10 protein-coding genes are annotated in these 12,306 nt (G+C 69.8%); 6 read left to right on the top strand and 4 right to left on the bottom strand.

Going from position 1 to position 12,306, the window contains the following annotated elements; all coding sequences use genetic code 11:
- Position 1: 1 nt before the first annotated feature.
- The gene (gene gap / locus ACOQPQ_RS01605; RefSeq protein ID WP_420637693.1) at positions 2-1,012 is read right to left on the bottom strand and encodes a type I glyceraldehyde-3-phosphate dehydrogenase; all 1,011 of its coding nucleotides are present in this window, start codon (positions 1,010-1,012) and stop codon (positions 2-4) included.
- Positions 1,013-1,107: 95 nt separating this feature from the next.
- On the opposite strand from gap, the gene ACOQPQ_RS01600 reads away from it, so the two are divergent.
- The 5 genes from ACOQPQ_RS01600 (at position 1,108) to ACOQPQ_RS01580 (ending at position 7,058) form a co-directional block, all read left to right on the top strand.
- The gene (locus ACOQPQ_RS01600) at positions 1,108-2,745 is read left to right on the top strand and encodes an AMP-binding protein (RefSeq protein ID WP_420637692.1); all 1,638 of its coding nucleotides are present in this window, start codon (positions 1,108-1,110) and stop codon (positions 2,743-2,745) included.
- Between the two features lie 15 nt (positions 2,746-2,760).
- The gene (locus ACOQPQ_RS01595) at positions 2,761-3,222 is read left to right on the top strand and encodes a PaaI family thioesterase (protein WP_420637691.1); all 462 of its coding nucleotides are present in this window, start codon (positions 2,761-2,763) and stop codon (positions 3,220-3,222) included.
- 43 nt (positions 3,223-3,265) lie between these two features.
- Entirely contained in the window at positions 3,266-4,426 is a 1,161-nt protein-coding gene (locus ACOQPQ_RS01590; protein ID WP_420637690.1) for a zinc-dependent alcohol dehydrogenase, read from the top strand.
- Positions 4,423-5,946 carry a class I adenylate-forming enzyme family protein gene (locus ACOQPQ_RS01585; RefSeq protein ID WP_420637689.1) on the top strand — a complete coding sequence of 508 codons (1,524 nt, stop codon included), beginning with the start codon at positions 4,423-4,425 and terminating at the stop codon, positions 5,944-5,946. The genes ACOQPQ_RS01590 and ACOQPQ_RS01585 overlap by 4 nt, the downstream gene beginning before the upstream one ends.
- A 530-nt stretch (positions 5,947-6,476) precedes the next feature.
- A complete protein-coding gene (locus ACOQPQ_RS01580) occupies positions 6,477-7,058 on the top strand; it encodes a M23 family metallopeptidase (protein WP_420637688.1) in 582 nt (193 codons plus the stop codon).
- 25 nt (positions 7,059-7,083) lie between these two features.
- Here the strand turns inward: ACOQPQ_RS01580 and ACOQPQ_RS01575 are convergent, their stop codons facing one another.
- Genes ACOQPQ_RS01575 through uvrC form a run of 3 tightly spaced genes read right to left on the bottom strand, consistent with a single transcriptional unit; the run spans position 7,084 to position 10,875 of the window.
- The gene (locus ACOQPQ_RS01575) at positions 7,084-8,076 is read right to left on the bottom strand and encodes an LLM class F420-dependent oxidoreductase (protein WP_420637687.1); all 993 of its coding nucleotides are present in this window, start codon (positions 8,074-8,076) and stop codon (positions 7,084-7,086) included.
- A gap of 9 nt (positions 8,077-8,085) precedes the next feature.
- Positions 8,086-8,958 carry an RNase adapter RapZ gene (gene rapZ / locus ACOQPQ_RS01570; RefSeq protein ID WP_420637686.1) on the bottom strand — a complete coding sequence of 291 codons (873 nt, stop codon included), beginning with the start codon at positions 8,956-8,958 and terminating at the stop codon, positions 8,086-8,088.
- Between the two features lie 48 nt (positions 8,959-9,006).
- Positions 9,007-10,875, bottom strand: a complete 1,869-nt coding sequence (gene uvrC / locus ACOQPQ_RS01565) for an excinuclease ABC subunit UvrC (protein ID WP_420637685.1) — start codon at positions 10,873-10,875, stop codon at positions 9,007-9,009.
- A 273-nt stretch (positions 10,876-11,148) separates the two neighbouring features.
- Between uvrC and nadA the strand changes: the two genes are divergently transcribed.
- A complete protein-coding gene (gene nadA / locus ACOQPQ_RS01560; RefSeq protein WP_420637684.1) occupies positions 11,149-12,243 on the top strand; it encodes a quinolinate synthase NadA in 1,095 nt (364 codons plus the stop codon).
- Positions 12,244-12,306: the final 63 nt, after the last annotated feature.

The raw sequence follows: 12,306 nt of genomic DNA, 5'->3' as shown, positions 1-12,306 counted from the left end.
CTCAGCGGCCTGCCCGGCCCACGATGGCCACCAGGTCGACCAACCGGTTGGAGTAGCCCCACTCGTTGTCGTACCAGCCGGACACCTTCACCAGGTTGCCGAGCGCCATGGTCAACCCGGAGTCGAAGGTGCAGGAGGCGGGCGACCCACAGATGTCGGCGGACACCAGGGGGGCCTCGCTGTAGTCCAGCACCCCGGCCAGCGGTCCGTCGGCCGCCGCGGCGGCGAAGGCGGTGTTCACCTCGTCGGCGGACGGCTCGCCCCGCACCACCGCCGTGAAGTCGGTGAGCGAACCGTCGGGGATGGGCACCCGCAGGGCGATGCCGTCGAGCAGCCCGTTCATGGCCTCCAGCACCAGCCCGGTGGCCCGGGCGGCCCCGGTGGAGGTGGGCACGATGTTCACCGCCGCGGCCCGAGCCCGGCGCAGATCCGAGTGGGGTCCGTCCACCAGGGCCTGGTCGCCGGTGTAGGCGTGGACGGTGGTCATGAGCCCCCGCTCCACCCCGAAGGCGTCGTCGAGCACCTTCACCATGGGCACGAAGCAATTCGTGGTACACGAGGCGTTGGACACCACCCGGTGCCGGTCGGGGTCGAACTCGCCGTCGTTCACCCCCACCACGAAGGTGGCGTCGGCCCCCGACGACGGCGCCGAGACGATCACCCTCGGAGCCCCGGCGTCGAGGTGGGCGGCCGCCTTGTCGCGGGCGGTGAAGAACCCGGTGGACTCCACCACCACGTCCACCCCCAACTCCCCCCAGGGCAGATCGGCCGGGTTGCGCTCCGACAGCACCCGCAACGTGCGCCCGCCGATGTCGAGCCCGTCGTCGGTCACCGTCACCGGATCGGCGAACCGGCCCATCACCGAGTCGTAGGCCAGCAGATGGGCCATGGTCTCCAGGCTGCCCAGATCGTTGACGGCCACGAACTCCAGGTCGGCCCCGGCCTGGCGGGCCGCCCGAAAGAAATTGCGCCCGATGCGACCGAACCCGTTGACCCCTACGCGAATGCTCATGTGCTGCTCCTTCGTCTCTGTCCGGCGGCGGGGGCGTGCCGAGCCCCCGGACTCCGACCGGTGTGACTCCGGGGCCGAGACTAACGTGGCCCGTCGTGGCCGTACGCACCTACCGGGACATCCGCCCCACATTCGCCGACCGCAGCACCTGGACCACCCCCCAGGTGTTGGCCCACCGGGCCGAAAGCCACGGCGACGCCGTCTACCTGGACTGCCCCGAGGAGGGGCGCACGTGGACGTACCGGGAGATGTTCGAGGCGGCTCGCCGGGTGGCGGGGGCGCTGTCGGAGGCGGGCGGCGGGCCGGGGGAGCGGCTGCTGGTGATGCTGCCCAACTCGTCGATGTTCATCCGCACGTGGCTCGGATCGCAGGTGGCGGGCATGGTCGAGGTGCCCATCAACACCGCCTACCGGGGCCAGTTCCTGGAACACCAGGCCTCCACGGTGGCCCCCAAACTGGCGGTGATCGACGGGGCCTACGCCGAGCGGTTCGTGGAGTCGAAGGCGGCCTGCGAATCCATCACCCGCTTCTGGGTGGCGGGCCCCGACACCGACGCGGCGGTGGCCACCCTGCGCCGGGCGGGCTGGGAGGCCGAGCCGTGGGACGCGCTGGAGGCCGCCGATCCCGTCGAGCCGGTGGCGGTGGCCCCCCACGATCTGGCGTCGATCTTCTTCACCTCGGGCACCACCGGTCCCTCCAAGGGGGTGATGATGCCCCAGGCCCAGATGTACTTCTTCGCCGATGAGTGCGTGTCGCTCACCCGCCTCACCGACGCCGACACCTACATGGTCACCACCCCGCTGTTCCACGGCAACGCCCAGTTCCTGGCCGCTTATCCGGCCCTGGTGGCGGGCGCCCGATTCGTGCTCCACAGCCATTTCTCGGCCAGCCGTTGGATCGACCAGATACGGGCGGCGGAGGCCACCGTCACCAACTTCCTCGGCGTGATGATGGACTTCGTGTGGAAGCAACCGGCCCGTCCCGACGACGCCGACAACCGGCTTCGGTGCATCTTCGCCGCCCCCACCGCCCATTCGATCCTGGGTGCGTTCAAGGCCCGGTTCGGGGTGGACGCCTTCGTGGAGGTGTTCGGCCTGACCGAGACCTCGATGCCCATCCTGTCGCCCTACGGGGAGGACCGTCCGGCGGGCGCCGCCGGGTTGATGGCCGAGGACTGGTTCGACGTTCGCCTGGTGGACCCCGTCACCGACGAGGAGGTGCCCGTCGGCGAGCTGGGCGAGCTGGTGATCCGACCCAAGGTGCCGTGGACGTGCTCGCTGGGCTACTACGCCATGGCCGACAAGACGGCCGAGGCGTGGCGCAACCTGTGGTTCCACACCGGCGACGGCCTGCGCCGTGACGCCGACGGCTGGTACTACTTCGTCGACCGCCTGAAGGACGCCCTGCGGCGCCGGGGCGAGAACATCTCCTCCTACGAGGTGGAACAAGCCCTGCTCGGCCACCCCGACATCGCCGAGTGCGCGGTGGTGGCCGTCAAGGCCGACATCGAGGCCGGTGAGGACGAGGTGATGGCCTGGATCGTGGCTCAGGGCCCCGTCGACGTGGACGCCCTGTGGGCCTGGGCCGACACCCGGATGCCCGCCTTCGCCGTGCCCCGGTTCATCGAGATCGTGGACGAACTGCCCAAGACCCCCTCCGAGCGGGTGCAGAAGATCAAGCTGCGAGAGCAGGGCGTGTCGGCCTCCACCTTCGACCGCACCAAGCGGCCCTGAGCGGGATGTGGCGTGGTGGCCGAGCAGGAGCACACCAATCGGAGCAGTCAGGGTGAGCAGACCGACGAGGTCATGCGGTCCAAGATGCTGCACATCATGTTCACCCGGGTGCCGTTCAACACCGCCCTCAACATCACGCTGGAGGAGGCCGCGCCCGACGGGGTGACTCTGCGGATGCCCTTCAGCGAAACGGTGGACAATTCGGGGGGCACGTACCACGGGGGCGCGGTGGCCGCGTTGATGGACAACGCGGGGGCGGCGGCCGTGTGGGCGGGCCACGATTTCTCCCAGGGCACCCGGGCGTCCACGGTGAGCATGGCCATCAACTACGTGGGGGCGGGCCGAACCAGCGACCTGATCGCCCGGGCCCGATGCGTGCGCCGAGCCAAGGAACTCAACTTCACCGAGATCCAGATCGAGAGCGACGACGGCCGACCGGTGGCCAGCGGCGTGCTGGTCTACCGCATCGCCCCGTGACGTTGCTTTGCGCCGAAGCCCCAATGGGCAGGAGGAAATCGGCGTGACCACCGCGTCGGCGCTGGTGCTGGTGGGCGCCGGACGACTGGAGGCTCGGGAGATCCCGGTGCCCGACCCGGCGCCGGGTGAAGCCGTCTTGGCGGTCGAGGCCTGCGGACTGTGCGGCACCGACCACGAGCTCTACTCCGGCGTGCTGGCCACGCGGTTGCCGCTGGTGCCGGGCCACGAGATCGTCGGCACCATCGGCGAGGCCACCCCCCAATTCCTGGAGGCCCGGGGCCTGGCGCAGGGGGATCGGGTGGCCGTGGAGGTTTTCCAGCGTTGCGTCCGCTGTGAGGCCTGTTCGGCGGGCAACTACCCGTTGTGCCGCTACCACGGGCTGGGCGACTCCTACGGCAATCGGCCCCTCGAGGAAGGGTCGGGGCTGTGGGGTGGGTACGCCACCCATCTGGTGCTCACCCCCGATTCCATGGTCCACCGGGTGCCCGACCACCTCGACCCCCTCACCGCCACGCTGTTCAACCCCTACGGCGCGGGCATCCGCTGGGGCGTGACCCTGGGCGGCATCGGGCCGGGCACCACGGTGGCGGTGTTGGGGCCGGGCCTGCGGGGCCTGGGGGTGGTGGCCGCCGCCGTCGGGGCCCGAGCGGGCTACGTGATGCTCACCGGGGCGGGGCCGGCCGACGCCGACCGGCTCGCCACCGGCAAGGCGTTCGGCGCCCACCGGACGGTGGACGTGCACGCCGAGGATCCCCGTCGGATGCTCAAGCAGGACACCGGCGGCCTGGCCGACGTGGTGGTCGACGTGACCGCCAATGCCCCCGAGGCGTTCGTGCAGGCGATCGACCTCGCTCGCCCCGGCGGCACCATCGTGGTGGCGGGCACCCGGGGCCACCACACCCTCCAGGGTTGGAACCCCGACCGGCTGGTGGGCAAGGAGTTGCGGGTGCTGGGCGCCCTCGGCGTGGACGGCGCGGCCTACCGGGCGGCCCTCGACTTTTTGGGCGACAACCCCGTCCTGGGTCAGGTCAGCCGCCGGGTGGTGGGACTCGATCCCGACGAGGTGGGCGGGCTGCTCCATCAGATGGCCCACGGCCCAGACCGCCCCCTCCACGGCGTGGTGGCCGCCCGCCCGATCGGCGATCCCGGTCGAAGTCAGGGTGGCCAACGGCATGGAAACGGGCACGGCATGAGCACGGCATGAGAATCGTCGACCTGCTCGAGCGCAACGCCACCCTGTACCCGCACAAGACGGCGGCCGCGGTGGTGGCCGGCGGGCCGTCGCTGACCTACGGCGAGCTGCGCAACCGGGTGCGACGGTTGGCCGGGGGCCTGGAGGCGGCCGGGGTGGGCCCCGGCGACCGGGTGGCCCTCATGGCCGACAACGGTCTGGTGTATTTCGACGTCTACCTGGCGGTGGCCTACCTGGGGGCCGCCGCCGTGCCGCTGAACCCCCAGCTTGCCGACCCCGAAGTGGCCTACATCCTGGGCGACGTCGACCCCCGCCTCACCGTGGCCACCGCCGACCACGTGGAGCGGCTGGGGGCCGTGGGCGGGCACGGCACGCTGATCGACGCCGCCGGCGACGCCTACCGGAAACTCCTGTCCGGCGAACCGTTCGCCGATTTGGAGCGCGCCACCGAGGACGACGTCGCCCTCATCATCTACACCAGCGGCACCACCGGACGGCCCAAAGGGGCGTGCCTCACCCAACGCGGCCTGGTGTTCAACGGGCTGACCATGGCGTTGGTGCAGCAATTTCGCCCCGACGACGTGTTCCTGTCGACCACGCCCATGTGCCACGTGGCCACCGGCACCCGGGTCGTCTCCATGCTGGCCGACGGCCAGACCTACGTGGTGATGCCCACCTTCTCCCCCGAGGCGTTTTTCGCCGCGGTGGCCGAGCACCGGGTGACCACCACCATTCTCATGCCGGTTCAGATGCGCCGGATTCTCGACCACCCCGGCTTGGACACCGCCGACCTCTCCAGCCTGCGCTTGGTGGTCTACGGGGGGGCGCCCACCCCGGAGCCCCTGATCCGACAGGCCCACGACCGCTTCGGATGCGGGCTCTACCAGTCGTACGGCATCACCGAGTGCGTCTCCAACCTCACCGGGCTCCTGCCCGCCGACCACGAGACGGCCATGACCGAGCGGCCCGAGCTGCTGGAATCCTGCGGACGGGCCGTGCCCGGCGTGCGGGTCGATCTCCGTGACGCCGACGGTGCCCCGGTGGACCCAGGGCAGGTGGGTGAGATCTGGGTGAAGACCGAGAAGGTGATGGCCGGCTATTGGCGCAACCCCGACCAAACCGCCGAGGCCGTGGTCGACGGTTGGTTCCGCACCGGCGACCTGGGCCGCATGGACGCCGACGGCTACCTCATCATCGTGGGCCGATCCAAGGACATGTTGATCAGCGGCGGGGTCAACGTCTACCCGAGCGAGATCGAGGCGGTGCTCGGCGATCACCCGGCGGTGGCCGAGGCGGCCGTGGTGGGTCGCCCCGACGCCCGCTGGGGTGAGCGCCCGGTGGCATTCGTGGAACTCCGCCCCGACGGAACCGTCGATGGCCTGGCCGACTGGTGTTCCTCCCGATTGGCCAAGGTCAAGGTGCCCGACGAGTTCATCGCGGTGGAGGGCTTTCCCCGTACCTCCACCGGCAAGATCCGCAAGGTTGAACTGCGGGAGCGGTTCGGCAACGCCGGTACGCTGGAGTTCCCGTGAGCACGAAGTGGCTGGGGAAGCTCCGTCCCCACCAGGCTGTCCACTGGCTGCGAGCCATATGGCAGGCCATCAGAAACCTGCGCCCCCGCCGGGCCGTCAACTGGCTGCGAGCTATATGGCAGGCCATCAGAAACCTCCCTCCCCGCCGGGCCATCGTCTGGCTGCTGGGGCTCGGTGTGGTGTTCGGCCTCGGGATCGTGACATCCCAGGCGTGGCCGTCGGGCAACTCCAACAACGCCGCTGCGCCCGATCCCAACACATTCCCGACTGATCCGCCGCCGACATCGCCGACTGCCCCGGCCACGACGCCAAGCCCGACCAACAGGCCGGTGCCGGACCCGTCGCCCGATCCCGAACCGGAACCGACACCGGCGCCGCCCACGCCAACGTCACCAACGCCGACGTCACCACTGCCGACGGAACAACCATCACCCACCGCGCCGGCGACCACTGCCACCCCTGAGCCCCTTCCCACCCCGGTCTTCATTGTTCTCGACCGGCAACCGCCGACGTTCGGGGAAGCCCTGGAGGTGGCCTCAGTGTTGGCCCCCCACGTGGTGGAACCCAGCGATTGCCGGTCACCCCTCCCCCACCCCAACCTCATGCCCAACTGGCCCCGCACCTATCGGTCCGGCACCCATCAGGGCCTGGACTACCAGTGCTTCATGCGAGGTCGGATCGCGGTGGCCGCCATGGACGGTCGGGTGGCCGTGGCGGTGGGCGACTTCGACGACCCCGCGCCGGACGACCGGGATGCCCTGCTGGACACCGCCGCGCAACTCGACCGCACGCCACCCCATACCCTGACCATGTTGTACGGGAACTACGTGGTGCTCGACCACGGGGTGATCGACGGGGCAGGCCACGTAGTCACCATCTACAGCCACCTGGAAGCCGTGAACTCCAACCTCCGGATCGGGCAGATGGTGTCCGCCGGCGACCGACTGGCGACCATCGGCAACCGGGGCACCTCGGCCGCCGCCGCCGGGGACTTCGACTTCGACCCCCACCTCCACTGGGAACTCCACGTGGACGACCTCTACCTCGCCGCCGGCCTCACCCCCGACCAAACCCGCCAGGTATACGAAACCCTCTTCTCCGACTCGGGGTAAACGGGGATCACCTCGCGGTTGCCCATCAGGGCGGCGACTGTGCTGGCTGATTGTCGGGAGGATCGCTCAGGCTGCTCGGGTGTGGGCAGTGGGGGGAGAGGGTTTGGGCGGCGGTGAGGGTTTCGGTGGGGTCTTGGGAGACCACGATGATGTTGACCACGTCGGCGCCGGCGTTGGCCAGCTCCGCCAGGGTGGCTTGGGTGGCGTCGGGGTCCGCAACGTCGAGCACGCCCGGCGGGGCCGGGCCGACGGCGGCCGGGCAGTTGACGGCCACGGTGAAGGGCTGGTCGGCCCGGGGGGATTGGGCGCGCTCTTGGCGGAGGAAGGCCACATGGGTGCCGAGGTCGTCCGGGGTCATGCGGGCGGCCAGCCAGCCGTCACCCATTCTGGCCGCTCGGCGCATGGCCGGGCGGGAGTGGCCGCCCACGTAGATGGGCACCGGCGACTGCACCGGCTTCGGGCGCATGTGCAGGGGCTCGAACGAGTACGTCTCCCCGTCGTAGGAGGGCTGATCGTGCTCCCAGATGGTGCGCATGATCTCGATGCCGTCCTCCAACAGCGGACGCCGCCGGTCGAAGTCAGCCCCCAGGGCGTGGAACTCCTCCCGAAGCCAGCCCAGCGTCACCCCGAAGACCACCCGACCCCCCGACAGGTGGTCGAGGGTGGCCACTGCCTTGGCGGTGATGACCGGGTTGCGTTGGGGCAACACACAGGCATTGACGGCCAGTTTGATGATGGACGTGGCCCCCGCCACGAAGGCCAGGGTGGTGAGTGCCTCCAGCCGAGGGTTGTCGGTGGGGTACGGATACCTGCCGTCGGCCATGGTCGGATTCTGTGAGGTGAACTCCACCGGGAAGGCGATGTGGTCGCCCACCCACACCGAGTCCAGCCCCGAGGCCTCCGCCGCCCGGGCGACGGCCACGATGTCCTCGGCCGAGGCCGAGCCCTCGTAGGGCAAGCAGAGGCCGATCCTCGGGCCCGCGGCGGTGTGAGAGGGCGATCCCGCGGGGCCGGCCACCACGCCCCCCTAGCGGTCGATGTCGCGGTGGACGACCATGGGGCGGATGCCCAGTTCGGGATCCTCGGCGAGACGGACGCCCATGTTCTCGGCCACGAAGACCGACCGATGGCGCCCCCCGGTGCAGCCGAAGGCGATGGTCAGGTACGACTTGCCCTCGATCACGTAGGCGGGCACCAGGAGCCTGAGCAGGTCCTGGGTCTTGGCCAGGAACGTCTCGGCCATGGGCTGGCCGTTGAGCAGGAAGTCCTTCACGGCGTCGTCTTGGCCGCTCAAGGGCCGCAATTCCTCCACCCAGTGGGGGTTGGGAAGAAAGCGGCAGTCCAGCACCAGATCGGCGTCGAGGGGGATGCCGTGCTTGTAGCCGAACGACATGATCCGGGTGGTCACCGACCCCGGTCCGGCGTCCAGGTCGAACACCTCGTCGATGAAGCGGTGGAGTTGGTAGATGCTGTACTCGGAGGTGTCCACCACCACGTCGGCCTCGCTGCGCAGGTACCCCAGCGCCTCTCGCTCGGCCTCGATGGCGTCGGACACCCCCATGGGCGAGATGCTCTCGAACGGGTGGCGGCGCTTGGTGCTCTCGAACCGCTTGACCAACACCGGGGTGGCGGCGTCCAAGAACAGGATCCGCACCGAACCCTCGGCCGAGGCCTTGAGGGCGGTCAGGGCAGGGGCCACCTGCTCGTGGAAGAGGTTCAACCCCAGCACCAGGCCCACCCGGGCGATGCCGCTGTCGGGGGTTTCGGCGAACTCCCGCACCCTGGGCAACAGGGCGGGCGGGAGGTTGTCCACCACGTACCAGCCCAGATCCTCGAAATGGTTGGCGGCCTGCGACCGACCGGCCCCCGACATGCCGGTGATCACCACGAACTCGGCCACCCCCCCAGGTTAGTGACCCGCCAGCGACGGGAAAGACCTTGAGGCCCCTCAGCCCCGGCCGCCGGGGGCGTGGAGCTTCTCGTACACCGAATGGGCCACTGCGTCGGGCAGCCAGCTCAGCGCCAGCAGGTCGTCGAGCGAGGCCCGCTCCACGGCCCGCACCCCGCCCAGCTCCTTCACCAGGCGGGCCTTGCGGGTCGGCCCGAGACCGTCGACGCCATCCAATGACGACCGAGTCATGCGCTTGCCCCGCAGCGTGCGGTGGTAGTCGTTGGCGAAGCGATGGCTCTCGTCACGGATGCGCTGCAGCAGGTACAGGCTCTCCGACGGACGGGGAATCTCCACCGGATCGGCCCGACCGGGCACGAAGACCTGCTCGAACTCCTTGGCCAACCCGGCCGGGAAGATCTCCCCGTCGAGGCCCAACTCGGCCAGCACCCGCTCGGCCACCCCGAGTTGCCCCTTGCCCCCGTCCACCACCAGCAACTGCGGCGGGTAGGCGAACCGCCCCCGATCCTCCACAGGGCGCTCCCGCTCGGCCAGGTAGTTGGACAGCCGGCGGGTGAGCACCTCCTCCATGGCCGCGTAGTCGTCGTTGCCGTCCACGGTGCGCACCTTGAACCGCCGATATTCCGACTTGCGGGGCAGCCCGTCCTCCACCACCACCATCGAGCCCACGTAATCGGACCCCTGCAGATGGCTCATGTCGTAGCACTCGATCCGCAGGGGGGCCTCGGGCAGGCCCAGATGGTGCTGCAGGTCGTTGAGGGCCCGGGCCCGGCTGTTGTGGTCGGAGGTGCGCTTGAGCCGATGGCGGGTGAAGGCGTCGGCGGCGTTGCGGGCCACCGTCTCCTGGAGCTTGCGCTTGGCCCCCCGCTGGGGGACGGAGATGCCCACCCGAGAACCCCGCTGGTGGCGCAGCCACTCCTCGTAGAGCCCCTGGTTGTCGGGCAGGTCGGGAACCAGCACCTGCTTGGGGGAACCCAGGGGGTTCTCCTCGAAATACAGCCGCTCCAACACCCGGCTCACCAACTCGGCCCGTCCGAGTTGGCCGGCCTTGTCCACGATGAAGCCCCGGCGGCCCATCACCTTGCCCTTGCGGACGTAGAACACCTGGCAGGCCGCCTCCAGCTCGTCGTCCACCAGACCGACCACGTCGTAGTCCTCCGAGCGGGTCCCCACCATCTGCTGGGTCTGGATGACCTTGCCCACGCTGGCCAGCCGGTCGCGGCAGCGGGCGGCCTGCTCGAACTCCAGGGCGGCCGCGGCGGTGGCCATGTCGTCCTCCAGCTTCCGCACCACCTCGTCGGTGTCGCCCCCCAGAAACGACAACAGGTCGGCCACCATCTGGTCGTACCGGTCGCGCTCCACCTCGCCCACGCACGGGCCGGCGCACTTCTCTATGTGGAACAACAGGCACGGGCGCCCCAGGCGGGCGTGGTGGTTGAACTTGTTGTCGCTGCAGGTGCGGATGGGGAAGGTGCGCAACAACTGATCGAGGGTTTCCCGAATGGCGTAGGCGTGGCCGTAGGGGCCGAAGTAGCGGTTGCCCTTCTTCTTGCGGCCCCGGATGACCATGGCCCGCGGCCACTCGTCCACCATGGTCACGCACAGGAACGGGTAGCTCTTGTCGTCCCGGAAGCGCACGTTGAACCGGGGCTGGTGCTGCTGGATGAGGCTGTACTCCAACATGAGCGCCTCCACCTCGGTGTCCACCTGAATCCACTCCACCGACTCGGCGGCGGCCACCATCTGGGCCGTGCGGGCGGGCAGGTGGGCCGGGTCCTGAAAGTAACTGCCGAGCCGGGACCGCAGGTTCTTGGCCTTGCCCACGTAGATGATCCGACCGTGCCGGTCCTTGAACTGGTAGGAACCGGCGGCGTCGGGAATGGTGCCGGAGGCAGGGCGGTGCAACATGGCCCCTCCATCCTAGGAAGCAGGGGCCGCCGGTTGTTCCCACCGGCCCCGACGGCCCGTCCGGGGGTGGGTTGGGGGCCCGTTGAGCGGCCATTCGGGCGGAGGGGCCGTCATCTTTTGCTCGACCGGTCGGGCGGGTATACTTTCCTCCCACGCCGGCCGGGTATCCGGCGACATATCGAACTTTGAGGCCGACATCCCCGTGGCGAGGCGACCCGGCTGCCCCCACCGGCCGCAATCGGAGTTCCCGTACCTCACGGAGGTTCTCACAATATGTTGCGCGTGCAGCGACCGCTCCCCGAGCGGTACTCAACGGCATCGCCGGAGCAGTTGGCGGGCTGGATCGGCGACGCGAAGACGGCCCTCGGCGACCGACTGTTCATACTCGGCCACCACTACCAACGAGACGAGGTCATGGCCTGGGCCGATGCCCGAGGGGACTCGTTCCGCTTGTCGGTGCTGGCCCAGCAACACCCCGAAGCCGACTACATCGTGTTCTGCGGGGTTCACTTCATGGCCGAGTCGGCCGACATCTTGACCGGCGACCACCAGCAGGTGGTGCTGCCCGACCTGAACGCAGGCTGCTCCATGGCCGACATGGCCGACATCGACCAGGTGGAAGAGGCCTGGGAGGAGCTCGCCCGGGTGGTGGACATCGACCGGGTGGTGCCCATCACCTACATGAACTCGGCCGCCGACCTGAAGGCGTTCACCGCCCGCCACGGGGGCGCCGTGTGTACGTCGTCCAACGCCCGGGCGGTGCTCACCTGGGCCCTGGACCGGGCCGACCAGGTGCTGTTCTTCCCCGACCAGCACCTGGGCCGCAACACCGGTTACGACCTGGGTTACGGCGAGAGCGACATGGCGGTGTGGAATCCCCGCTTCGACCGGGGCGGGCTCACCGAGGCCCAGTGCAAGGAGTCGACGCTGCTGCTGTGGAGGGGGCACTGCTCGGTCCACCAGCGGTTCCAGCCCGAGCACGTGGCCGCGTTCCGGGCCGAGCACCCCGACGGGGTGGTGGTGGTGCACCCGGAGTGCAGCCGGGAGGTGTGCGCGGTGGCCGACCAGGTGGGCTCCACCGACTACATCATCAAGGCTGTGGCCGCCGCCCCCGCCGGTTCGGTAATCGGCGTGGGCACCGAGATTCACCTGGTCAACCGGTTGGACAACGAGACCCCCGACAAGACGGTGGTCTCGCTCGATCCGCTGATCTGCCCCTGCTCCACCATGTTCCGCATCGACGCCGCCCACCTGGCCTGGACGCTGGAGGGCCTGGTGGAGGGCAAGGTGCGCAACCGCATCGTGGTGGAACCCGACATCGCGGCGGAAGCCCGGATCGCCCTCGACCGGATGCTGAGCATCACCTAGTGGGCAGGCACCTCGGCGGGCGATGGCCTCGCCGGGCGTCAACCCACCGGCCGTTGCCCAACG

Source organism: Candidatus Poriferisocius sp. (assembly GCF_965219775.1).
Lineage (GTDB): Bacteria > Actinomycetota > Acidimicrobiia > Acidimicrobiales > Bin134 > Poriferisocius.
This window is presented reverse-complemented; position numbering and strand designations above follow the sequence as displayed.

Coding starts and splice junctions, on each gene's coding strand:
- gap (WP_420637693.1), bottom strand. CDS start 1,012: ATGAGCATTCGCGTAGGGGTCAACGGGTTCGGTCGCATCGGGCGCAAT.
- ACOQPQ_RS01585 (WP_420637689.1), top strand. CDS start 4,423: ATGAGAATCGTCGACCTGCTCGAGCGCAACGCCACCCTGTACCCGCAC.
- uvrC (WP_420637685.1), bottom strand. CDS start 10,875: ATGTTGCACCGCCCTGCCTCCGGCACCATTCCCGACGCCGCCGGTTCC.
- nadA (WP_420637684.1), top strand. CDS start 11,149: ATGTTGCGCGTGCAGCGACCGCTCCCCGAGCGGTACTCAACGGCATCG.